The sequence below is a fragment of the Treponema berlinense genome (assembly GCF_052273165.1).
GTDB classification, from domain to species: domain Bacteria; phylum Spirochaetota; class Spirochaetia; order Treponematales; family Treponemataceae; genus Treponema_D; species Treponema_D berlinense_A.
Genome location: NZ_DAVZIU010000001.1, coordinates 33,309 through 54,534, shown reverse-complemented (window position 1 = coordinate 54,534; position 21,226 = coordinate 33,309). Strand labels below are relative to the sequence as shown.

Sequence of the window (21,226 nt, the reverse complement as noted above, 5' to 3'; positions counted from 1 at the left end):
CACGGAATTGTGAAGCCTGTTTTGTATTTTTTATATAAGTTGTTTGTACAATTCAAACTGTGCAATTCCCTGGTAAAGCAACATTCCAGCGCCATTGCAAACTTTACAACCTGAAGCATCTGCACGAGCCATAATGGGAGTTACTTCCGGAGAATAAATTACATCGTAAACATATTCTTCTCCGTTAAAGTCGTAGAACCAAATCGGGTCATTTTCTGGGTTTGAAGGGTCGTTGCTACCCATGCCTTTTGAAGTTGTCTGAACGATTACATCAGAATATTTGTTCAATTTTTCAAGGCTTTCTGGACCGAGCGTTGCATAGTCAAAACCGTATTTTTCAGCAATTAAACGGGCTTTTGCCAGAGTGCGGTTGAATACACAGGCCTTTGCTCCAAGTTCCTTTATAATATAAGCAATTGCCCTGCTTGCTCCGCCAGCACCGATTATTGCAACTTTTTTTCCTTTTAAATCTTTTGTACCAGTAAACTCCAAAAGCGCTTTTTCAAAACCAAGCGCATCGGTGTTATAACCTTTCCAATCATCGCCATAGCGGACAACTGTATTGCAGGCGCCAATTGACTCTGCTTTTTCATCAATATTTCTTATCAAAGGAATAACTGTTTCTTTGTGAGGAATTGTCACAGAAAATCCCTGAATATCAAGGGTTTTTGAAAAATCCAGCGAATCTTCGATTGTTTCCGACTTGAACGGAATAAATACTGCATCTAAATTTGCCTTTTCAAACATTCCATTTTGCAACTCTGGGCTGGAAGTGATTTTTAGCGGATAGCCTGTAATTCCAAAAATCTTTGTTTTTTCGCTAATCGAATGAAAATGATATGTTTTTTCAAGTGTGATTGGATCTGTGTGTCCGATTTCAAGCAAATTGCCCAAAAGTTCAGATGGACTTGTGTATGTAAGATATGAATGCAACCTTTCTGAAAGAATTCTTGTCGGAAGTCCAAGAGGCCCCATTGCGCATACAATCTGCTCTGTATTCTTCCATTTATCTGCTTCGTTAAAAACTTTTGTAACGTCAGAAAGGCGATGTGGCATAAAAGCAATTTTCGGAATTTCATAAGAATTCTGTCGAAGTTCATCAAATTTCTCAACAATATTTTTAATCGGAGAACTCATATTGTGGTAAGATCGGATAATTCTCGTTCCAAAAGCCTGAGCCGCATCTTCCAGACTTGGAATATGAAAATCCTCTTCAAAATCAACATAGGCAAAATTTTTCTTCGGATCTTCTTGAGCAAACGCAAGACCGCGCGCAAAAAGCATTGTACGTGTTGATTCACCTTCGATGTAATGTCCACCGTCAATTTTGCGACGGATTGTTAGAATTGCAGGAATATCTACCATTGCAGGAAATTTGCGGATTTTTAGACGTTCGTCTTCTTCAAGAAAATCTACACGAAGTTCAACTACATCGATAAATTCTTTGTATTTTTCAACAATTGCAACATCTTCCGCCAAAGTTTTTCCAGTTACGCACAGACAAACCAAAGATTTTGCCATTTTATCCTCCAATCACAATCAAAAAACTATTCGTTTATTGTTATTCGTTTTGCAACTTTTCCAGCAACACGCAAAATCAATTCGCTTCCTTCTGTTACAGCGTAAGGAACAGAGAAATGTCCGCCAGTGTGATTGAGCGCCACAAGCTGGCTGCGCTGACCGTTGCTTTCGATACATTCAACCGTCATTGCTACAGGATAAGGGAATTGAGCAAGTTCAGTTTCAAAAATTCCATAAATCAAATCGTCTTTTGGTTTTACTGGGAATGCCATTTCGACAGACATTCTTGTGTAATTTTCAATATATTGGCTGTCGAATTCCTGCTGGCTTACAACTGAATTTTCTTTTTCGTCTTTTGCAGCCTTATGGGCAGAAAAATCAAGAACAACGCGCAAATTTGGCAAGAGAGCGAGCATTTCTTTTACAGATTTTCCGACAAGTCTAGGAACAGCAGTGTTGTCAAAACTTGGACCACGGCTGACAATCAAATTGACTGTAACAGGATCAGAAATTTTTGTTCCGGCAGGCGGTTCCTGTTCAAGAATTGTGCCTGCTTCTTCTAGAGAAGCCTTGTAAACAGGTTCTGCAAGCAAAATAAGAGGCCGGGAAGAACCTGTAAACATCGTTGTCAAATCAATTTTTAAGTCATCATATTTCTGACCAACGTAATTGCCAACTTCCGAAACGATTGCTCCGCGACTGACAGTAAGATTTACGCGAGTTCCGGCCTTTACAATTGCTCCAGAAGACGGCGACTGAGAGAGAATCGTTCCCGAAGGCTGTTCATCATAACGAAGCTGAATTTTCGGATACAATTCCTTTACCTGCATTTCCAAAAGAGCCTGGGTCAATTCCTTTCCTTCAACTTCTGGAACCAAAACCTTTTCTGGACCTTTTACAGTTGCAAAAAAAACTGCAAGACAAGTCAAAAGCATTACGACAACTGCAAGAATTATCGTAACAAAAAGCGACCTGCCGTTTGCCTGCAAATTTTCCATTCCCTTTATAAAACTTACGCGGCAATCCTGAATATTGAAATTTTTAATTTTTTGCCAAAGTTTAGAAAAAAATCCTTTAAAATTGATTTTCATAAAATTTTCCTAATTTTTTTATTTTCCTAGAGATTGATTTTATCATCAAGAACGCAGCCTATAAAGACCCGCGCTCCGTTCATAAAACTTTTGTAATCCATAGCTTTTTTACCCTGCCATTGAAGTTCTTTAACAACAAGCACAGTTCCGCCACCGCAGACAATTTCAACACCAACATTTTTCTGGTAAGGCAGGACAGTTCCTGGAACACTTTGAATTTTTTCGCTATTTTCAAAAGAATTTCCGTCCGGTTTTCCAGGTTCCGCCTTCAAAATCGAAAGCTTTATGCCATGACAGGCAGTAAAACACAACGGCCAGGGAGTAAATGCGCGAATCTGACGGTCAATTTCTACAGCCGTTTTATTCCAATCAATAAGTCCATCTTCTTTTTTTATAAACGGAGTATAGTCGCTTTCGCCCTGCTGAACTTTTCCGTCAAAACTTCCATTTGCGTATTTTTTTAAAACCTGAATAAAAAGCTGAGTTCCAACTTCTGCAACTGGACTGTTTTTTCCATCTCCGTCCATCAAACTCAAAGTTGTTTCGGTTCCGTCCAAATTTACAAAACTTTGAGCAAGAATGTCGCCTTCGTCGGTTTTTAACGCGATTTTCTGCACAGTAACGCCGAGTTGTTTTTCTCCGGCAAGAATCGCAGCAGGAACAGGAGTACATCCTCTGTGTTTTGGCAGTGCTGACGGATGCAGGTTTATTCCACCAAGAGCAAAAAGTTCAAGAAATTTTGGTCCAAAAATCCGGCCATAATCAAAAGTTACCAGAAGTTCAGGTTTTAAAGCGCAAACCGCTTCCCGAGCCTCTGCAAGAAGATGTTCAAATTCCAGAACAGGAATGTCGTTTTCTCTTGCGCAAACAGCAACATCCGTAGGAATCAAATCTTTTTTGCGCCCACGAGCCGACGGAACATTTGTCAAAACTCCGACAATTTCAATGCCAAGAATTTTGCCTTCGCCAGAACGAGAAAACTCAATTAAATTCTTTAAAACCATGGCCGACGCCAATGGGGAGCCTGCATATAAAATCTTCACTATTTTTTACTTTCCTTTGCAACCTGTTTAGCGGCAATTTTTGCAGCAATCGAAGCTGCTTTTCTTGCTTTTTCCGCTTCTTTTTTCTGAGCACGTTCAAGCCGCTTTTTCATCTGAGCTGTAACTTTGGCAGCAAACTCAGGATCGCCACGGTCAATATAAACAATTCCGTCCAAATGGTCATTTTCGTGCTGAATACAACGGGCCAAAAGACCGTCCGCCTCAAGAGTAAAAGGCTTGCCAAATTCATTTAAAGCCGAAACTGTAACTTTTGAAGGCCTTCTAATTTTTTCTTCAAAACCCGGAAGCGAAAGACAACCTTCCTCATAATCGCACAACTCGCTGCTAGTATGAACAATCTGAGGATTTATAAAAACCCGACGTACTCCATCGTCAACAGTGATTACAAAAAATCTTTTAGAAACGCCAACCTGCGGACCTGCCAGCCCAACGCCCTGAGCTTCGTCCATCGTCTCAAACATTTCGTTAAAAAAATTACGCATTTCGTCGTTAATTTCAGCCGGGTCAACTGGAACACATTTTTGACGGATAACGTCTTCACCTAGTTTGTAAATTTTCATAAAAACCTTCAAAAAAACAGAATTTTCGGATTCAGCCTACCACAAAAACCGTTTTTTTTCTATAAGATAAAAATTTGAAGCGCAAAACACCTGCCGCGACCCGTCTTGCATGGTTTTATCCGGCAAAAGCCGGACGCTGCGCGCCATTCCAGCCGGGGCTAAGATTTTTTGTTAATAAAAGTCGTTTCTCGCGCCCTGCGAATTTTCCCAAAAAACTCTTTCTCTAGCAACAAAGAACAAAATTCAATAAACTGTTTTAAAATTGCAAAATGTTTCTGGAGCATACAAATGATTAAAATCATAAACTATAAAGATTTAAAAGACGATTTTTTTAACGGACGCGACTTTGGTTCTTCGATCGACATTGTAAAAGACATTCTTCTTAATGTAAAAACAAACGGCGACAAAGCGCTTTTAGAATACGGCACAAAATTTGACGTAAGCGCGCCTTCTTCGCTCGAGATTCCGCAATCAGAATTAAAAGCCGCCGCTCAAAAAATGCAAAAAGAAAATCCAGAACTTTACAAATCGCTCTGCTATAGCCACGATCTTGCGCTTCGCTTTGCAAAAAAACAACGCGAGTCTTTTGACAATTTTGAGGTTGAACTTGAACCTGGACTTTTTACCGGTCAGAAAAATATTCCTGTCGAAAAAGCAGGTGTTTATGTTCCAGCAGGACGATTTCCGCTCGTAAGCACAGTTGTAATGACAGTTACTCCAGCAGTTGCAGCAGGTGTTAAAGAAATTATTCTGTGTACACCGCCAAGAGTTCATCCTGACGACAAAGAAGCCGCACAAAAAACAGGAACTGGAATTCCAGGCTCTCCTTTTGTCGGTGGAAAACCTTATGCTGACGAAAATATTATGGCGGCGGCATATATTTGTGGCGTTACAAAGGCTTACGCCTGTGGCGGAGCACAGGCAATCGGAGCACTTGCTTTTGGAACGCAGTCAATTCCCCGCACAGACGTAATCGTAGGTCCAGGAAACAAATTTGTTGCAGAAGCAAAAAAACTGGTTTACGGAACAGTCGGAATCGATATGGTTGCAGGTCCGACAGAAGTTTTTATCATTGCAGATAAATCGGCAAATCCAGAATGGGTTGCGGCCGACCTTCTTGCGCAGGCAGAACACGACATTGTTGCACAACCAATTCTGGCAACAGATTCAAAAGAACTTGCACAGGCAGTTCAAACCGAAATCGAAAAACAGCTTAAAGTCCTCGAAACAAGAGAAACGGCGGAAAAATCAATCGAAAACTGTGGCGCAATCATTCTCTGCGACAATATTGAACAGGCGGCAGAAGCCGCGAACCGCAAAGCCCCGGAACACCTCGAACTTGCAATGAACGAAGGAACAGCACGCGACAAAATCGCAGATCTTTGCCACAACTACGGTTCGCTCTTTTTGGGACACGGCAGCGCAGAAGTTTTTGGCGACTACTCCGCAGGACTAAACCACACTCTTCCTACTTCTGGAAGCGCCCGTTTTACAGGCGGATTGAGCATACGCGTTTTCTTAAAAACAGTCACAACTTTACGCACAATTCCAGGCTCAGAAGGTGCCGTTTCTTCTGCAAAAGCCGCTGGACACCTTGGAGATGCCGAAGGTCTGGCAGGACACGCACATGCGGCTCGCTTAAGACTTGAATAAAAAGTAAGTCCAAGCAACTGGCTAAAAAGAAAATAATTTTTTGTCAGGAAATTCTCCGTAAACTGGGCAACTTAGCCCGGATCGGAATGGCTTTTGTTGTCGGGTCAGGTTTAGAAAAACTAAAACTGACCCGACAATGGAGCGAACAGCGCAACCATGCAGAGCCGGTTTGACCGCAAATTGCGCTCCAGTTTTTTGATTTTATTTTGTTAAGTCTGCACCAAAATATTTTTGGGAAATTTGGGCAAGTTCACCGCTTTGTTTTAATTCTTCGATTGCTTTATTTACGGCTTCGAGCAATGTTTTTGTTTCTTCGCCTTTGCGCATTGGAATTGCAACGTGGCTTGCGTTTTCTGTCAGCGCTGCAAGTTTAAATGGATTTTCTGGCTTTATTTTTTGGTAATAAAAAAATGTTGCGTTGTCGTTTAAAGTTGCGTCGGCCCGTCCGTGTTCAACAAGCTGCAAGGTTTCTTCAAACGAGTCAATTGTAACAACTTTTGCTCCAAGACTTTCGGCAAATTCTGCATAAGTGCTGCCGAGTGAATTTGTCGTTGTCCTGCCTTTCAAGTCTTCAAATTTTTTTATTGAATCGTTGTCTTTTTTTACGATTAAAGCAGTGTGTGTATATGCGTACGGTTCTGAAAAATCGTATTTAAAGGCGCGTTCCTGTGTTACTTCTACGCCGTTTAAACTCAAATCGTAGCGTTTTGAATCAATTCCTGCAAAAATTCCGTCCCAGTCAACTTCGACAAATTCTGCCTTTACGCCCAATTTTTCGGCAATTTTTTTGCCAACTTCGACATCGTAACCGACAAGCTCATTTTTTTCGTCATGGTAGGTCCACGGCGCCCAGGTTCCTTCCATTGCAATTGTAATCTTGCCTTTGTTTTGAATCTGGCTCAAAAGGTCGGAACTCTCGTTTTTTTTGCAAGACATAATTCCTGCCGAAAAAACTGCCACCGCAAAAATAAATAGTTTTTTTTTCATAAAATTCTCCCATAAAAAGTCAATTTTCGTTTTGCTCTTTAACGTATTTTCTTTTTATTCAAACTTTCCAATAAACTCTCTTGTACGCTGATTTTTTGGTGATTCAAAGAATTCTTTTGCTCCTGCTTCTTCAAGGATTTTGCCTTTTTCCATAAAAACAACACGAGTGCTCACATTTTTTGCAAAATTCATTTCGTGAGTTACAACAATCATCGTCATTCCTTCTTCTGCAAGATTTTTCATTACCTGCAACACTTCGCCGGTCAATTCCGGGTCAAGGGCGCTCGTTGGCTCATCAAAATAAATAATTTTTGGATTGGTTGCCAAAGCCCTGGCAATTGCTACACGCTGCTGCTGTCCGCCAGAAAGCTGGTGCGGAAAATATTCTGCCCTGTCCTCCATTCCGACTTTTTTGAGCATTTGAACTGCACTTTTTTCTGCCTGTTCTTTTTTTATTTTTCGGGCAACAATCAGTCCCTCCGTTACATTTTGAAGGACATTTTTGTTTCTGAACAAATTGTAATTTTGAAAGACAAATCCTGTTTTTTTGCGAATTTCGCTTATCTGTTTTTTGTGCATTTTTTTTAAGTCATAAGTCTGACCGTCAAAAACTAATTCTCCTTCATCGGCTTTTTCGAGAAAATTAAGGCAACGGAGCAAAGTTGTCTTTCCAGAACCAGAAGAGCCAATAATAGAAATCACATCGCCTTTGTTTACACTCAGGTCAATTCCCTTCAAAACTTCTAAATTTCCGAACGACTTATGAAGGTTTTTTAATTCAAGAATTTTTTCCGCCATATTTTACCGCGTTTCTCCGTCAAAAGTTTTTTCTGACAAAAAATTGATTTTTTTCTCAGCCTTCCTCTGAACCCAGGTCAAAACAGTCGAAAAAATCAAATAGATGAGAGCAACTTCAATGTAGAGGGCAAGCGGCTCGTAAGTTCGGGCAACAATTCTCTGAGTTGCCATAAACATTTCTGTGACCGTAATGTTTGCTGCAAGAGAAGTTTCTTTAACCATTGCAATCAAAGAATTTGAAAGTGGCGGAAATGCAGTTTTAAAAGCCTGAGGAAGCAAAATTCGCCAAAACGTCTGAAAATAACTCATTCCAACGCAATAACCAGCTTCAAGTTGTCCAGCCGGCACCGACTCAAACGCGGAACGCATTGTTTCTGCCGTGTAAGCACCTTCATTTACCGCAAAAACCGCAACCGCCGCCGGGAAAGGCTCAATCATAATTCCAAGATTTGGCAATCCGTAAAAAACAACATAAAGCTGAACCAAAATCGGAGTTCCACGAACCACCCAAATATAAAAACGGGCAATATGTTTTAAAACTTTTACATTTGCAAATTGAACTAAGGCCGTAAGTATCCCAATCACAAGCGCCAGAAAAAACGAAATTGCAGTAAGCGGAATTGTCGTAACAAGACCAGGAATTAAAATCTTAAAAAAAGAATCAGTTAAAATGTGCCAGAGATGTTCGCTCACAATCACTCCAACCAATTAAAAAATGGCAATCAAGGCAAAAAAATAAAAAATTACAGCCAAAAGGTCATTTCGACTAGCGCAACAACCTTTTCATGGCTTAATTTTGCCGAATTTCTATTTTTCCTTATGGCGTCTATCAAGTTCGTCATAAACATCCTGCCAGGTAACGCCCTCTTTGTACATCAAAACGCTCACAAAATAAATCAGGTCAGCCGCTTCCCAAATAACGTCCTCACGAGATTCTGCTTCGTCCGTCAGTTCTTCGGCTTCTTCCATTACTTTTTCGCGCACACGCTTAGAGTCAAGAGTTGCAGTGTAGCTTCCAGGACGAGGATTTGCAAAGCGTTCTGCAATTGTCGCATAAAGCCGTTCAAGGTTTGATTTTGCGTCAGGTTCACCGTTAAAGCAAGTATAAGAACCAGTGTGGCAAACTCCACCGTTTGGAAAAACCGTTGCAAGGACAGTATCGCGGTCGCAATCGACACGCATTTTTATCAAATCAAGGTAATGATGACTTTCTTCGCCTTTTGTCCAAAGCCTGTTTTTTGTACGGCTAAAAAAAGTAAGTCTTCCAGTTTCAAAAGACTTTTCAAACGCTTCTTTATTTGCATAACCGAGCATCAAAACTTCGCCAGCCGGACTCTGGGCAATCACTGGAATAAGACCGTCAGTTTTTTCATAATTCAGGCAGTTTACAAAAGCATCCTTTAAATTTACAGCGCCTGTGTACAAAGCCATTCCGAGTTGAACATCGCAACCGATTTTTTCAAGTTCAACAATCTGTTCAAGATTATTAACTCCGCCAGCAACAACAAGACGGCACTTTACTGCATTTCTCAAGGCTCTGCAAGCTTCCATATCAGTTCCCTGCATACAGCCTTCTTTTTCAACACAGGTAAATAAAAGTTCAGAGCAAAATTTTTCGGCCTGTTTTGCACCTTCAACCAACGGAATATCAACTGTCTCAGTCCATCCTTTTACGGCAATTTTTCCGTGAATTGCGTCAACCGAAATAATCACGCGTTGTTTTCCAATCGCGTCGCAAAGTTCCTGTAAAAATTCTTCATTCAAAAAAGATTCGCCGTCTTTAGCATCAGCATTCCAGGCAGCCGAACCAATAATAACTTTTTCCGCGCCAAGGCTAATCAATTCGCGGGCTTTTTTAACAGAACGAATTCCACCGCCAACGCGAACATTTCCCTTTCTTAAAATCTGCTTTAAAAGTTCAGTATTTTTGGTGTTGCCTTTTTCGTCGGTATTACGCAAAGCCTGATCAAGGTCAATTACAGCAACCTCACCATATTTATTGAAATCAGAAATCAAAGCCTCAGCATCATCACGCTGAAGAACCAAATCTTTGCCGTTTTTTAACTGGACAACGTGTCCGTCTTTCATGTCGATAGAAGCAATTACCATAATGCCTTATTCTAGCGAAAATAAAACAGTTTTACAATTGAGAAAGATTTTTAGTATTTTTAAATTTGGAGCGCAATTTCCGCACAAACCGGCTTTCCGCCCTTCCGCTATCCGCTCCATTACAGCACGAAAATTAAAAAATTTCCGTGCTGCAACTTCGGGGCTATAAATCCATTGCAAACTGAGTCAAAAGTTGATCGATTACGGCAGGATACATTTCAACAAGAGCGTCGGCATCATATTTTCTGCCAGCAACTTTTAAAGTTTCAGCACCTTGAACCGTATAAGTTTTATATTTTATTTCTTTTCCAATCTGGTCAAAAATCTTAGTCTTCATCTTAACAAAAGGACAAACAGTTCCGTTTACCGTCGTTCCCGAGGCAGTTTTTTTGAAAAATTCAAATTCAATAACGACTCCACCTTTTGCACCGACAGATTCACACAATTTTTTTAAGTCATATTTTCCAGGATTGCGCAAATCTTTGTAATTAGTTGCAGTAATTGTCGTATTCATTATGGATAAAAGACCTTCCGACATTGATTTGTATTTTTTTGAAGAAACAACCTCTTCTTTTCCAACAAAATCAATTTCGCAAATTTCTCCCAAAATTCTGCGCAGAGCATCTTCTGCATAATCAAGCCGGTTAAAACTTGAGACAACTTCCGGATCATCATCATAAAATTTGGAATTTATCGCATTTTGCAAAAGCCCTTTCGTTGCCTTCGGCTCTTCTCCTTCTTTTACAACATACCACGGCAAAGAACTGTTTCCAGCCACGGTGATTATCGCAAGCGGCGAAATGCTTTGTTTTTCAATTTTAGCAGAAGCACAACCTGAAAATACCGCTACAAAAACCAAAGTTCCCATCAAAAAAACAATTCTTTTTAAACCTAATCTTTTTTTCATTTTATTCTCTCTTAATTTTTATTTTTTACAGATATTTTACTATAAATTTATTTATAAGCTGGTCAATTACAGAAGGAAACAGTTCAACCATTTCATCTTTATCATATTTTGTCATCCGCATTTCAACAGATTCTGGCGAAATTACAGTAAATTCATCTTCAAGAACTTTTTTTCCATGCTCATTGTACATAAGAACATTCATAATTCCCATTGCTCCAAGATTTGCGTTAAGATTATCTCCATTATCTTTTATATATTTTTTAAACGTAAAAGACAGAAAAACAAGGCTTTTTGCGCCAGTTTCCCTTGAAATCAACCGCGCTTTTTTTGAACCAATATCGTCCATAAACTTGTAGCCTTCACCACGAATTTTTACATCTATGTACGAAAGCAAACTGTTTTTTCCAATGTTTGCATAAGTCGGAGAATTCATTACAACTTCTTTTGGAACAACTTCAACGCCAACAACTTCTGGCAAAATCCGTCTGAAAGCATCTTCGGCATAATCAACACGATCAGCGGCGGTTTGAATTTCAGGATTATTTTTCCCAAAAAAACTATTTATAGCATTCGATAAAAGGCCATCTTCTTCGCCATATTCGTCATCCCGAACTTCGGAAGAATAATAAGGAACGTGAGTATTTCCACAAACTCCAAGAATCGCAATCGGAGAAGCATTTTCCGTCAAAGAATATTTCGTAGAAGCACAACTAACCAACAACAAAGGCAAAGCCGTAAAAAGAGCCACTTTTTCAGTTATTTTTTTTAAGCAAGACATAATTTTCCTTTTTTAACGCAACTTTTTCAAAAAAAACAAATTTTTTAATGTAAAGTTACTTTTTATCTTCAGCAAGTCTACCACAAACACAAAAAAAATGGACTGCCAAAAAAAATTATTTTTAGACAGTCCATTCAAAAATCAGAAATAAGTTTTTTTGACTTTTATTATGCCTGCAAAGCAGTTACTGCAACTGTGTCAACAATTTCGTCAACATTGCAGCCACGGCTCAAGTCGTTGAGAGGTTTTGCAAATCCCTGGCATACAGGTCCAATTGCTTTCCAGCCGCCCATGCGAGCAGCGATTTTGTAGCCAATGTTTCCTGCATTGATGTTTGGGAAGATAAATGTGTTTGCGTGTCCTGCAACTGCGCTTCCTGGAGCCTTAAGTTCGCCAACTTCTGGAGCAATTGCAGCGTCAAACTGGAATTCACCGTCGAGAGCAAGCTCTGGAGCTTTTGCTTTTGCAAGGTTTGTAGCTTCTACAACTTTTCCAACTGTGTTCAAGCCCTTTGCATCGTTTCCTGAACCTTTTGTAGAGAATGAAAGCATTGCAACTTTTGGTTCGATTCCTGCGATTTTTTTAGCAGTTTCTGCTGTTGCAACGGCAATATCAGCCAATTCTTCAGCAGATGGTTCGATATTGATAGCACAGTCACCAAATACAGAAATTCCGTTTGGAAGATATTTATTTGAACCTTCAGGAGTAACCATGATAAAACAAGAAGAAACAGTTTTGATTCCAGGTGCTGTTTTGATAACCTGAAGTCCTGGGCGCAAAGTATTTGCTGTTGAATGGCAGGCACCAGAAACAAAGCCGTCAGCATCGCCTGCTTTCAAAATCAAAGCACCGTACATTGTATAATCTTTAAGAGCAGCAGCTTTTGCAGCAGCAACATCTGCATATTCAGGAAGACCAGTCTTTTTATTGATTTTTCCTTCGCGTGCCTTGTAAAGAACTTCTGCATATTTATCAGCATTTGAATCAGTTTTTGGGTCTACGATTTTTACACCAGACATATCAAAACCAAATTTTGCAATTTCGTCTGCATTTCCGAGAAGAATGATTTTTGCGATTCCTTCTTTTACAATTACTGAAGCAGCTTCAACAACACGTTTGTCTTCACCTTCACAAAGAACGATTGTTTTTCCAGCAACTTTTGCCTTTGCACGTAAATCTTTTACAAAGTCCATGATTTTTCCTCGTATAAAAAATTAATTTCGGTTCAATAAAATGAATCAATTCACTTTATCACTTTGCAAAAAATTACACAAACACATTTATTGGCAAAACCAGCATTGACAAAACCAGAAAACATTATTTTACAAAAGTTTTACAAATTCCTTTTCTGGCATTGGCGGACTGTAGAAAAATCCCTGAATATTATCGCATTTTAAATCCATAAGAGAATTTTTTTGCGACTCATGCTCAACGCCTTCAGCAGTAATCGTCATTCCCAAATCTTTCAACAGCGCGATTATGTGCTTTATCGATTTCAAGCCTTTTACATCGCCAATTGTGTCGATCAAACTTTTATCAAGTTTAATGTTTGCAAAAGGCAGAGAATTTAAAAGCGAAATTGAAGAATATCCGGTTCCAAAATCATCCATACACAAAACAAAACCGCGACGGCAAAATTCATTTGAAATTTCTTTTATATTCGAATTGCTAACTGCGGCACTTTCCGTAATTTCAATCGGTACATATTTTGGATTTATTCTCGCATCCTGAACTATTTTTTCGTACTGCTCGACAATCCCCTCATAACAAATACTTGCCCGCGAAAGATTTACAGAAACCGGCAAAACAGGCAGGTTTGCATCAGTTCTTGCCCTTATAAAACGGCAAACCTTGTCAAAAATATATTCATCCAGAATACGAATAAGCCCGTCCCTTTCAAAAACAGGAATAAACATTCCCGGCGGAACCAGCATTCCATCTTCTCGTCGCCAGCGGACAAGAGCTTCAGCACCAACAATTCTTCCACAAACTGGACTTACCTTCGGCTGATACCATATTTCAAAACAATTTCCGAGAATCGCGTCAAAAAAATTATCTTCCATTTTTTTCTGTTCAATAACTTTGTCGCTCTCTTCAACCGAATAAAACTGAAAATTTAGATTTTTTTCGTCTTTTACGCTGTGTTTTGCAAAAGTCGTATAACTGTAAACTTCTTCAATATTCTGTCCAGGAACCCATCTTGCAATTCCAAAATACGGATGCAGGCGTGGCCAGCGCATTTTTATCGAAAGCTTAGAAAGATCAGACGTAAGTTTTCCAATCTTTTCTTCAACTTCCTCCCGAGGCGAAGTCGGAACAAAAACAATAAAGTGGTCGGCATTTACGCGGGCTGCAAAATCCTGCTCTTTTAAATTTTCAACAATTGTATTCCAAATTTCCTTCAAGACCCTGTCGCCAACTTTTATTCCGCAAATTTGGTTTACAATCTTGAATTGATGAATATCCATCGAAACAAAATATCCAGGCTTATTAGTTTCACCCAACTGCTTTTTAAAATAATTATAATTATTGCCTTCGGTAATCGGATCAACATACGCAAGACGTTCAACTTCAAAAATTTTTGCCTTTGTCATGTCAGAAAAAGCAATCATAAAATCTGAAAGTTTTTCCGAATTTCCTAATTTTGCAATTTTTAACCGGCAATAAATTGTCTTTCCATCGCGAATTCCCCGATAATCATGAAGAATTACGTCCTTTTCTTTAAAACACTCTTCGATAAATTTATATGAACAGATTTTCCGCATTTCCTCTTTTTCAACATCAATAACAGTTTTGTCGATGTAACAATTTATCAAATGCTCATAATCTGAATTCTCGCGAATCGATTCTCCATATTCGCGCTTAATATCATCGCTAATTCTGTAAGGAAACAAAGTTCCTTTTTCAACATCAATGTAATAAATGCTACCGTAATCTTTGACAAGCGCCCTAAAAAGCCTTTCGGAACGGTTTTGTTTTTCAATATTTTCTGCAAATCCCAGCGCAACAATCGCTTTTCCGTCACTGTCCCATTCGCACGGAACAATCGTAATTCTAAAACAACCGCCACAAACAGATTCAAAAGTGTCAGAAACTTTCTTTTCGCCATTTTCAAGTTTTTCTATAAGTTTATAAAAATTTTGACGCTCTTCCTCAGCAATAACAGCCTTCGCAAAACTGTACGGCATATTTGAATAAACTTTAGACGCGTGACAAGATTCAACAAACCTGTCAGAAACAATCATTATTTTTTCTTCAGGATAGTATCTGAACGTCAAAAGTCCAAGCGAAAAGAATGCATCCTGAAAAGTCCGGGAAAGCAGGCTGTAATTTTTTCCGTTAAAAACAAAAGTTTCTAAATCCCTTGTCTTCATAAAGCTCCTTAAAGTTGCAGTTCGCCCAAATTTTTATATGGGCGGTCCGGCAACTTGTTGCCGTCGGGTCTTGCGTGGCTACGGCGTCTAATGCGCCTCCGGTACTACGCACACGCTATGCGTCCACTCCAGCCCCTACCGCATTCCACAAATCAATAACCATCGCTCATACTACGGTTAATATCCCTCTGGTAAAGTTCCTGATATACAACAGACCGTTTTTTCAGTTCATCTTTTTTCTGCTGGTTAAACGGCACAAAACGCCAGAAAATCGCACGCAGTTCTTTATCCATTCTCTGCACGCCATTTACTTCTTTTGTAAGCCAGAGCACATAATCCGAAATAAAATATGATTTTAAATCACCTTTTAATTTCTGATTTTCAATATACTGATAATATTGTCCAGTAAGTCCTTCTTCCATCCAATAATAAGACGCTTTTTCTTTTGCAACCTGCCAACGCAAATCGGCAACTGCCATCAAAACGCTGATTTTTAAATCTCTCGGATACATTGGAATTACAATTCGTCCACGGCTAGTAATTCTGTTGTAACGGTCAAAAGGTTCCCAACAAAATCCAAAATCACCATAAGTCGGAACAAGCAAAACATATGGAACAATTCTATGCGCAGCATTTTTATGGATTCGGCAAAATGCGCCTGGATCCATTTCTTCAATCCAGGACATTACACTTAAAACATTTTCTCTAAAACCTGTTCCATTTGGCGTACTGTGATAAAATTCCCTCGTAAAAACTGGAAATTGATTTCCCTGACGGCCAACTGTCATTTTTGCCATCTGACGGACAGTATTAAATTCCGTATCGATATCGCCTTTGTTTACTTCAACATTCACAGGACCGTTCGCAATTTTTGCTTCAAGAGTGCCGCTTACAGACTTTGCCTCTTCAAGTTCTTTTAAATAACCTGCAAGTTCCTTGTCGTTTTTCTGCAAAGCACGGAGCCTCTCTTGAATTTCTGCAAAAAGTTTTTTTTGCATATCAGTGTACGGCATACGGTGTGGCTCAAGTCCAATCATAGTAGAATGTTCACAGAGAGCGTGAATACGATTTAAAAGCTCATTTTCCATCATCTGACGTTCGCTTTCTTTTGCATTCACAAAACTTTCGGAACTCTGCAATTTTCCGTCGTTCTTGCTTTTTAACTGCACAAGATGTTGCTGTTCTGCAGAACCACCGTCATTTGCCGATTTTTTTACGCGAACTTCATCGGTTGCCGAAAGAGTAAGTCGTCCGCTTGCAATTTCCTTAAACCATTCATCCATGTAGTAAACAGGTTCGCCACTCGTATTGTCCAAAATTACTTTAGAAAAAAGTTCTTTTTGTTCCGGAGTAAAAAGCGACGGCAAAACAACACCAAACCGCATCATCATTCTTTTTACTTTTGGCAGGTTTAAATCCGCCATTTTTGGCGCCATATTATGAACAAGCTCCCAATAAGCCATTACCATTTGCTGTCGGTAAACTGTTCTGTCCTTTGGATCTGTACATGTTAAGTATTTTGAAAGTACTTGATGAACTCTCTGAGCCGGCTGACCTTCGCCTGTAAGACAAGTCTTATAATATGCCGGATCGTCAAAATACGGCATTGGCTTATCTTCAAAGAATTTTTCAATCGGACTGAATTTTGTAACGCTTAAATCAACTTTATTGGCTTGTTTTTGCTTTTCGACAGGCTCTTGCTTATTTGCATTAAAACTTCCCTCACTAAAAGACACTGTTTCTGTCAGTTTGTTTGAAACATTGCTCAAAGTTGGACCGGAGGATTCCTGGGTTTCTGCAAGGAGTGCTGCAATCGTCGGGTCAAGTTCTTGGTCACTCATTCTAAAAATACTCCAAATACCTTTCAATTATATCATAACTTATTTAAAAAGCATTATAAAAATATTGGAAACTATTAAAATAATTTTTCAGCTTGGATTAGTAAAATTTGAACTTTTTAGGCTCACTTCTCCAGAAAACAATTTTTTTTGAATTCCATCTTCCGTCAAAACCAAAAGTTCCGCTTCGTCCGTTACATCAAGAACCTTAGCTTTGTATATTTTTCCTTCAAGCCCCGCAATTGGATTAACACAAACTTCAAGCCCAGTCAAAAGAGAACGACTTCTGTATTCGTCCATAGTTCTTTTGATTTCCTGCTTATCGTCTGCAAAATAAAAATCGTAAATTTTTAAAAGATTAGAAATTACTTCCGAAACAATCTGATTCCGGCTTACTTTTGGAACGGATTTACCTTCTCTGGCAATAATTTCTTCAACGCTGCCTGCAACTTTTGAAAGTTCTTCATCAAAACCGCTGTTCCGCACATTTATTCCGATTCCGACAATGGCAACGTCGATTGTGCCGGTTTCAAAATTCGTAACACCCTCGGTTAAAATTCCGCAGATTTTTTTACCCTTCAAGAAAACGTCATTCACCCATTTTATTTTGCAATCTTCTCCATAAAGAGATTTTATTGCCCTGCTTACAGCAACTGCCGCAGCCGCTGTCAAAAAAGCAGGATTTTTTATGCAGGTAACAGGTTTATAAACAAGCGAAAAATAAATTCCTGAATTTGCAGGCGAAACAAAAGTCCGCCCCATTCTTCCGCGTCCTGCCGTCTGTCTTCCGGCAACAAAAAGCACGCGGTTAAGTTCTTTGTCGGCTGTTTGTCTTTTTGCCTCCAAATTTGTCGAATCAATTTCATCAAAAGCAAGAATTTTACATTTTTCGCCACATTTTAAAATTTCTTTTTCGATAAAATCAGAATCAATTTTGTCAGGGATACTTTCCAGTTTATACCCCTTATTTGTAACAGCCTCGATTAAAAAACCCTGTTCACGAAGAACAGAAATTGCCTTGTGAACAGCCGCACGGCTCACCTGACAGCGCGATGCAAGTTCTTCGCCAGAAATAAAATCGTTTTTTAACGAATCCGAATTCAAAATTGAAATGATTTTTTCTTTTGTGCTCATTTTTTTACAAGTTTTAGTAATTTTCAAAACAGCAGACTTTGTTTTTTCCAGAATTTTTGGCTTCGTACAAGGCGGTGTCCGCATTTTTAAAGAGCGTCTCAAAATCCGTATCTTCAAAAACCGCAAAACCTATGCTCGACTGTATAAATCCAGAATTTTCGGGATCGTCCGTCAAAACTGGAGTCTTATTCAGCAATTCCAAAAGTTGTTCACAACGCATCCTTGCAATATCTTTTTGATTTGCACCAACCATAAAAATCAAGAATTCATCGCCACCAAAACGTCCCATTACATCGGAAGAACGGAACACTTTCTGAATGCAGACCGCAACTTTTTTTAGAACTTTATCGCCAACAAAATGTCCGTAAGTGTCGTTTATCTGCTTAAAATAATCCAAATCAAGCATTATTAAAATTCCAGTATTTGTTGAATTAAGATATTTTTTTGTCGAACGAATGAATGCCGCCTTGTTTGAAAGTCCAGTCAATTCATCAGTATCGCGTTGATTTTCAATAATCTGCCTTAAAAAAAATTCACGGACACGGATTTTTGTCAGATAAAAACATGGAATAAAACTTAATCCGTAAAAAAGCCACATGTAAAAGATGTCAATTCGGGCAATTTTTACGTCTTTAAAAAGAATTGTACAAATCGTATTCAAAAACACAAGCAAGCCTGTATTTCTAAACATTCTCGAAACTCTATCAATAAAAATAACTGGAATTGCAAATTCCAAAACGACAAACATGACCGAATAATTACCAGTGTTTCCGTAAATTCCTCGAAAACCTGTAAAAACACTTAAAGTCCATATAAAAACATAAAGAAGCGGTACTGCAAGCTTTAATTTTTCCTGAGAAATCTTTATTGATGAAATAAAAATAAACAGCATTACGGCAAAAACCGCAAAATAGACAATTGTTCCTGCATTTGGAAACGAATTAAAAAAAATTCCGACAATTCCTAAAACAAAAAAAAGAACGCAACCAACAAGGGAACAGACTCCAAGCATCGAAAGGTTTGTCTGATAAGTTTCAGTTTTAACACAATCGTACTCAAAGTCAGAAACCCTGTTTCTTAATATGAGCGTCTTTACCTGTTTATAAAGATTTTTCATCAATGCTAATTTTACTTCGCTTTTCCTAAAAGTGCAAAATCTTCGACTTTTCCAGAATATGCGATTCCCATTCCAGGATCTTTCAAACATTTTAGCTCACGGATTGCAGAAATTACCGACTGCTTTTTGTCGCTCGGAACAACCATTACAAGCATTTCCTTTTCAGAAACAATGTGCATTCCAAAAAAACGTTCGTCTGTTTCTTTTGCAGTTCCACGCGCATTTATTACTGTTCCACCACCTGCACCTGCCTGTCTGGCGGCAGCCATTACATCGTCGGCATAACCTTTATTTACAATTACTGTAATCATTTCATTTTGTGTGCTCATAACGTCTTCCTCCATGTTTTCATCAGCGGCATTTGAATTTTCAATGATATTTCCACCCTTTAAAAGCGAATCAACTCCAACACTAAAAAGTTCGCCAAAATGCCTTTTTTCTTTTGAAGTCGCTGTTTGAATCGCATTTTTTACAGACTCGCAAACCGATTTTTCAACAACCATCATTATCACGTCTTTTGAATTTTCACCAAGACCGAGAATTGCCGCAAGATTTGTTTTTGCAAGTCCACGTCCCATTAAAACGGTTCCACCACGACAACCACTTTCCATTGCAGCGCGAGTAAGTTTTTCTCCTTTTCCGTGAGGAACTACGCTGAAAAATAATTTAAATGAATTCATGCCTTTTCCTCCAGAAGTTCAGTTTGTTCCATTTTTTTATGAGAATTTGTTTTTACTTTAAATACAATTCCAAGAATTTGAATTGCAATAAGAGGAGTCATTGCAACAAGAGCAATTACACCAAATGCTTCGCTCGCAGAACCTGCATTTACTGCATGACCTACGCCAATCGTAAGAGAAAGAATAAATGTACTTGTCATAGGTCCGCTTGCAACTCCACCAGAGTCAAAAGCAATTCCTGTAAAAAGTTTTGGACACCAAAAAGAAAGCGCAAGCGCAATCACATATCCAGGAAGAAGAATAAACCAAAGACTAAAGCCATATAAAACTCTCGCCATTGAAATTCCGATTGAAATTGCAACTCCGGCGCTCAACGCAACAAGAATTACTTTTCTTCGAATCATTCCACCAGAAATTTCTTCAACCTGATCCGTCAAAACCCAAACCGCAGGCTCAGCGCAAACAACAACTGCTCCAAAAATACAGCCGATTAAAATAAGGACAATCGGACCGACAATTTTAGGAATTACAAAGAGAGTTTTGGTTATTCCGTTGCTTGTACTCGAAATCAAAACGTCGCCCGAATTTGCGGCAAGTTTTCCAAGTAAAACTCCAAGTTCCTGACCGACAGGCATAAACCCGCCCTGAGCACCGCCCAAAAAAATAACCAGACCAATAAAACTCAGTACAAAACCACGGATCATGCGGACAACCTGCATTGGTGGCATTTTTATAAGCGTAATCTGAAAAAATACTGCCATTGCCGCCAAAGGAGCCAGCGCAGAAACAACTTCTTTTGCAATTGCTGGAAGATGTGCAAAAACAACAGAAAGTCCGACAGCAATCTCTTCTTCAGAACCAGAATCAACGCTTTCAGCAACTCCGATTCCTCCATTTATTTTAGAAATTGCAATCGCAAAAATAATAACTGCCAAAACTGGACCGATAGATGCGATTCCAGTAAGACCAAAACTTCCGTCATTGTCCATGGAGTTTTTTTCAGAATTCTGAAGAGTTTTTCTACGAACAGCCGCAACTCCGACGCCAAGCGCCAAAATAAACGGAACTGTCATTGGACCAGTTGTTGCTCCGCCAGAGTCAAAAGCAACTCCTTGCAAAGCCTGAGGCGCAAAAACAGCAAGACCAAAAACTGCTATATAAGAAATTATTAAAATCAATCTGAGAGGAATTGAAAGAATTACGCGCATAATTCCCAATGCAACAAAAAGACCAACGCCTGCTGCAATCGCAATAATCAATCCCCATTTTGAAACAGAAGATTCAATTTTACGAACCTGATCTGCCAAAACTTGAATATCCGGTTCTGCAATTGTTACGATAAAACCGATAAAAAATGCGGCAATCAAAAGAAGCGGTAAATTCCGCTTTGAAGTTAGGGCTGCTCCACTACGCTCGCCGACGGGAATAATCCCAATATCAACGCCCAAAAGAAAAATGGCGAGTCCTATAATGACCATAACTCCGCCCAGCATAAACTGAAGCAAAAGCTGACCACCCAAAGGTGCAATCGTTACACCCAATAAAAGCACCAAAAGCATAATTGGCGCTACAGAAAAAATAGTCTCTTTAAGTTTTAGATAAAAGTTCACTTAAG

At 39.1% G+C, this 21,226-nt stretch carries 18 protein-coding genes; 1 reads left to right on the top strand and 17 read right to left on the bottom strand.

Annotated features, from left to right (window positions below):
* Nucleotides 1-30 precede the first annotated feature (30 nt).
* The 4 genes from ACT6XC_RS00235 to def are packed head-to-tail and all read right to left on the bottom strand — an operon-like array spanning nt 31 to nt 4,236.
* Complete coding sequence (locus tag ACT6XC_RS00235) at nt 31-1,521, bottom strand: type I 3-dehydroquinate dehydratase (RefSeq protein ID WP_443740422.1); 1,491 nt, start codon at nt 1,519-1,521, stop codon at nt 31-33.
* Nucleotides 1,522-1,547: 26 nt separating this feature from the next.
* Nucleotides 1,548-2,612, bottom strand: a complete 1,065-nt coding sequence (locus ACT6XC_RS00230) for a PASTA domain-containing protein (protein WP_443738469.1) — start codon at nt 2,610-2,612, stop codon at nt 1,548-1,550.
* A 26-nt stretch (nt 2,613-2,638) separates the two neighbouring features.
* A complete protein-coding gene (gene fmt, locus ACT6XC_RS00225; RefSeq protein ID WP_443740421.1) occupies nt 2,639-3,655 on the bottom strand; it encodes a methionyl-tRNA formyltransferase in 1,017 nt (338 codons plus the stop codon).
* Complete coding sequence (gene def / locus ACT6XC_RS00220) at nt 3,655-4,236, bottom strand: peptide deformylase (RefSeq protein ID WP_443740420.1); 582 nt, start codon at nt 4,234-4,236, stop codon at nt 3,655-3,657. Before def ends, fmt begins: the two co-directional genes overlap by 1 nt.
* 288 nt (nt 4,237-4,524) lie before the next feature.
* On the opposite strand from def, the gene hisD reads away from it, so the two are divergent.
* The gene (gene hisD, locus ACT6XC_RS00215) at nt 4,525-5,889 is read left to right on the top strand and encodes a histidinol dehydrogenase (RefSeq protein ID WP_443740419.1); all 1,365 of its coding nucleotides are present in this window, start codon (nt 4,525-4,527) and stop codon (nt 5,887-5,889) included.
* 201 nt (nt 5,890-6,090) lie between these two features.
* On the opposite strand, the gene ACT6XC_RS00210 is transcribed toward hisD, so the two are convergent.
* The 13 genes from ACT6XC_RS00210 to ACT6XC_RS00150 form a co-directional block, all read right to left on the bottom strand.
* Entirely contained in the window at nt 6,091-6,876 is a 786-nt protein-coding gene (locus ACT6XC_RS00210; protein WP_443740418.1) for a transporter substrate-binding domain-containing protein, read from the bottom strand.
* Nucleotides 6,877-6,930: 54 nt separating this feature from the next.
* The gene (locus tag ACT6XC_RS00205) at nt 6,931-7,674 is read right to left on the bottom strand and encodes an amino acid ABC transporter ATP-binding protein (protein WP_443738464.1); all 744 of its coding nucleotides are present in this window, start codon (nt 7,672-7,674) and stop codon (nt 6,931-6,933) included.
* Nucleotides 7,675-7,677: 3 nt separating this feature from the next.
* Nucleotides 7,678-8,367 carry an amino acid ABC transporter permease gene (locus ACT6XC_RS00200; protein WP_078930948.1) on the bottom strand — a complete coding sequence of 230 codons (690 nt, stop codon included), beginning with the start codon at nt 8,365-8,367 and terminating at the stop codon, nt 7,678-7,680.
* Nucleotides 8,368-8,481: 114 nt separating this feature from the next.
* Entirely contained in the window at nt 8,482-9,783 is a 1,302-nt protein-coding gene (gene hisIE, locus ACT6XC_RS00195; protein ID WP_443740417.1) for a bifunctional phosphoribosyl-AMP cyclohydrolase/phosphoribosyl-ATP diphosphatase HisIE, read from the bottom strand.
* Nucleotides 9,784-9,946: 163 nt separating this feature from the next.
* Nucleotides 9,947-10,690, bottom strand: a complete 744-nt coding sequence (locus tag ACT6XC_RS00190; RefSeq protein ID WP_443740416.1) for a hypothetical protein — start codon at nt 10,688-10,690, stop codon at nt 9,947-9,949.
* 25 nt (nt 10,691-10,715) lie between these two features.
* Nucleotides 10,716-11,468 carry a hypothetical protein gene (locus tag ACT6XC_RS00185; protein WP_443738330.1) on the bottom strand — a complete coding sequence of 251 codons (753 nt, stop codon included), beginning with the start codon at nt 11,466-11,468 and terminating at the stop codon, nt 10,716-10,718.
* 167 nt (nt 11,469-11,635) lie between these two features.
* On the bottom strand, nt 11,636-12,661 hold the full coding sequence (gene pta / locus ACT6XC_RS00180) for a phosphate acetyltransferase (protein WP_443740415.1): 1,026 nt from the start codon (nt 12,659-12,661) through the stop codon (nt 11,636-11,638).
* Between the two features lie 129 nt (nt 12,662-12,790).
* On the bottom strand, nt 12,791-14,842 hold the full coding sequence (locus ACT6XC_RS00175; protein ID WP_443740414.1) for an EAL domain-containing protein: 2,052 nt from the start codon (nt 14,840-14,842) through the stop codon (nt 12,791-12,793).
* Between the two features lie 152 nt (nt 14,843-14,994).
* Nucleotides 14,995-16,683, bottom strand: a complete 1,689-nt coding sequence (locus ACT6XC_RS00170) for a hypothetical protein (protein ID WP_443740413.1) — start codon at nt 16,681-16,683, stop codon at nt 14,995-14,997.
* An 87-nt stretch (nt 16,684-16,770) separates the two neighbouring features.
* Entirely contained in the window at nt 16,771-17,814 is a 1,044-nt protein-coding gene (locus ACT6XC_RS00165) for a biotin--[acetyl-CoA-carboxylase] ligase (protein WP_443740412.1), read from the bottom strand.
* 13 nt (nt 17,815-17,827) lie between these two features.
* Nucleotides 17,828-18,931 (bottom strand): GGDEF domain-containing protein, encoded by a 1,104-nt coding sequence (locus tag ACT6XC_RS00160; RefSeq protein WP_443740411.1) that lies wholly within the window; start codon nt 18,929-18,931, stop codon nt 17,828-17,830.
* An 11-nt stretch (nt 18,932-18,942) separates the two neighbouring features.
* The gene (locus ACT6XC_RS00155; RefSeq protein ID WP_443738325.1) at nt 18,943-19,611 is read right to left on the bottom strand and encodes a P-II family nitrogen regulator; all 669 of its coding nucleotides are present in this window, start codon (nt 19,609-19,611) and stop codon (nt 18,943-18,945) included.
* Nucleotides 19,608-21,221 carry a DUF1538 domain-containing protein gene (locus tag ACT6XC_RS00150; protein WP_443738324.1) on the bottom strand — a complete coding sequence of 538 codons (1,614 nt, stop codon included), beginning with the start codon at nt 21,219-21,221 and terminating at the stop codon, nt 19,608-19,610. The genes ACT6XC_RS00155 and ACT6XC_RS00150 overlap by 4 nt, the downstream gene beginning before the upstream one ends.
* Between the last annotated feature and the right edge of the window lie 5 nt (nt 21,222-21,226).

Coding starts and splice junctions, on each gene's coding strand:
- ACT6XC_RS00235 (WP_443740422.1), bottom strand. CDS start 1,521: ATGGCAAAATCTTTGGTTTGTCTGTGCGTAACTGGAAAAACTTTGGCG.
- ACT6XC_RS00230 (WP_443738469.1), bottom strand. CDS start 2,612: ATGAAAATCAATTTTAAAGGATTTTTTTCTAAACTTTGGCAAAAAATT.
- def (WP_443740420.1), bottom strand. CDS start 4,236: ATGAAAATTTACAAACTAGGTGAAGACGTTATCCGTCAAAAATGTGTT.
- hisD (WP_443740419.1), top strand. CDS start 4,525: ATGATTAAAATCATAAACTATAAAGATTTAAAAGACGATTTTTTTAAC.
- ACT6XC_RS00210 (WP_443740418.1), bottom strand. CDS start 6,876: ATGAAAAAAAAACTATTTATTTTTGCGGTGGCAGTTTTTTCGGCAGGA.
- ACT6XC_RS00205 (WP_443738464.1), bottom strand. CDS start 7,674: ATGGCGGAAAAAATTCTTGAATTAAAAAACCTTCATAAGTCGTTCGGA.
- hisIE (WP_443740417.1), bottom strand. CDS start 9,783: ATGGTAATTGCTTCTATCGACATGAAAGACGGACACGTTGTCCAGTTA.
- ACT6XC_RS00190 (WP_443740416.1), bottom strand. CDS start 10,690: ATGAAAAAAAGATTAGGTTTAAAAAGAATTGTTTTTTTGATGGGAACT.
- ACT6XC_RS00185 (WP_443738330.1), bottom strand. CDS start 11,468: ATGTCTTGCTTAAAAAAAATAACTGAAAAAGTGGCTCTTTTTACGGCT.
- pta (WP_443740415.1), bottom strand. CDS start 12,661: ATGGACTTTGTAAAAGATTTACGTGCAAAGGCAAAAGTTGCTGGAAAA.
- ACT6XC_RS00175 (WP_443740414.1), bottom strand. CDS start 14,842: ATGAAGACAAGGGATTTAGAAACTTTTGTTTTTAACGGAAAAAATTAC.
- ACT6XC_RS00170 (WP_443740413.1), bottom strand. CDS start 16,683: ATGAGTGACCAAGAACTTGACCCGACGATTGCAGCACTCCTTGCAGAA.
- ACT6XC_RS00165 (WP_443740412.1), bottom strand. CDS start 17,814: ATGAGCACAAAAGAAAAAATCATTTCAATTTTGAATTCGGATTCGTTA.
- ACT6XC_RS00160 (WP_443740411.1), bottom strand. CDS start 18,931: ATGAAAAATCTTTATAAACAGGTAAAGACGCTCATATTAAGAAACAGG.
- ACT6XC_RS00155 (WP_443738325.1), bottom strand. CDS start 19,611: ATGAATTCATTTAAATTATTTTTCAGCGTAGTTCCTCACGGAAAAGGA.